Genomic DNA, 2,019 nt, shown 5'->3' with positions numbered 1-2,019 from the left:
GGCCGCCGTCGGCGGTGGGTCGCGCGCGCCGTGCTCGCGGTCGTCGCCCTGCTCGCCGCGCTCGTGTTCGGCGTCACGACGGCGACGGCCGAGTCCAGCCTCGGCCCGCACGAGGCCCGGTACGACGTCACGACGGACGCGACGGTGACGATCGACCTGGGGCCGTTCGGCACCCTGCAGATCGACTCGCCGCTGCCGCTCGGGCTCGGTGCGCGGGTCACGGTCGAGGAGATCCCCGCCGACGTCGACGCGCTGCACGGCATCGACACGCTGCAGGCCCTCACCGGCGATCTCAACTCCTACCTGCAGTTCTTCACCGGCCCGCAGGCGACCATCGAGGACGCGGCCCGGGCGCTGGTCGCGAACGCGCTCTGGCGGACGCTCGCTGCGCTGGTCGTGCTGGTGGCGCTGTGGTTCGCGGGGCGCTGGCTGCTCGGCCCCGGGCGGCGCGAGGAGCTGGCCGACCGACTCGCGCCGCACGCCGCGCAGCTCACGGCCGGCGGCCTGGCGGTGGTGCTCGTCGGCACGCTCGTCACGGCCAGCGAGCGGGGCGACGCCGCGGAGCGGACCGCGTCGCAGACCGCGTCCGCCGTGTTCGACGGCACGCCGCTCGAGGGCGCGCGGATCACCGGCCGCCTCGGCGGCATCGTCGACACCTACGGCGGCCTGGTGGTGCAGGCGTTCCGCGAGAACGAGGAGTTCTACGACCAGGCCGACGACGCGCTGGTCGCCGCGTGGGACGACTGGGAGGTGCGGCGCGACGCCGAGGCGGCCACGGACGACGGGGCCGGGGACGGGGACGGCGCGGCCTCGGACGACGCTCCGGCCGCGCCGGGGGCGACCGAGGGGCCCAGCGGCTCGCCGACGCCGACCCCTGAGGAGTCCACGGACGAGGAGGAGCAGCCGCTCACCCTGCTGGTCATCTCCGACCTGCACTGCAACGTCGGCATGGCCCCGCTCATCACCTCGCTGGCCGAGATGTCCGGCGCCGAGGTCGTCCTCGACGCGGGCGACACCACGATGAACGGCACGTCGGTCGAGCAGTACTGCGTGACCACGTTCGCCCGGGCGATCCCGGACGGCGTCGACCTCGTCACCGCACCGGGCAACCACGACTCCGCCGAGACCACCGCGCAGTACGCCCGGGCCGGCGCGACCGTCCTGGACGGCGGCGTCATCGACGTGCGCGGCATGCGGATCCTCGGCGACCACGACCCCAAGGCCACCCGCCTCATCCAGACGCAGACCCAGGACGAGTCGTACGCCGAGGTCGGCGCGCGGCTCTCCGAGGTCGCCTGCGCGGAGCCGGACGGCGTCGACCTGGTGATGTTCCACAACCCCCGGGCCGCCCCGGCGATGCTCGCCGACGGCTGCGTCCCGGCCCTGGTGTCCGGCCACATGCACACCCGCACGGACCCCGAGCAGATCGGCGAGGGCATCCGGTACATCTCGTCGTCCACGGCGGGCGCGCAGGAGAACGAGCCGCGGATCGGCCCGCTCAAGGGCACCGCCGAGATGACCCTGCTGCGCTGGGACCCCACGAGCCGGCGGATCCTCGACTGGCAGCTCGTGGAGATCGGCACCGACGCGAGCGCGGTCGTGCACGACCCGGAGCGCTGGCCGGTCGTCGTCCCGCTCCCCGACGAGGAGGACGACGCCGAGCCCGGGGCCGGGCCGTCCGCGACGCCCACCGGGTCCGCCACGGAGCCGGCGGCGGGCTGACACCCCGCCGGGCGGCGTGTCAGCCCGGCGCGGTGACGCCGGCGGCACCCGGCGGGGCGTCGCGGCGACACGTCCGTCCGGCACCTGAGACGGGCGCGGCGGATCCGTGCGACCCCGCGTGCCCCGTGCCACACTCGCGACCATGACCTCCGCGCTCCCCACGTGCCGCCCCCTGCGGCACGCCTGCGCGTGTCCGCTCTGTCGGGCCTGACCGCCACCCCTGCCGTCAGATCCGCGCGGGACGTCGACGTCCCGCCCCGCCGCCCGTGCGCGGCGGACCCCCGAGGAGCACCCCGT

The 2,019-nt window shown here is 75.9% G+C and carries 1 protein-coding gene; it reads left to right on the top strand.

All coding sequences use genetic code 11. From position 1 onward, the window contains the following. Nucleotides 1-1,722: metallophosphoesterase (locus tag G6556_RS18535; protein WP_346775005.1), on the top strand; the 1,722-nt coding region annotated here is incomplete at its 5' end. Between the last annotated feature and the right edge of the window lie 297 nt (nt 1,723-2,019).

Origin of the sequence: Cellulomonas sp. IC4_254 (assembly GCF_011603975.1) — a bacterium.
Classification (GTDB): domain Bacteria; phylum Actinomycetota; class Actinomycetes; order Actinomycetales; family Cellulomonadaceae; genus Cellulomonas.
The sequence above is the reverse complement of the archived record's forward strand: the minus strand, read 5'-3'. Positions and strand labels throughout refer to the sequence as shown.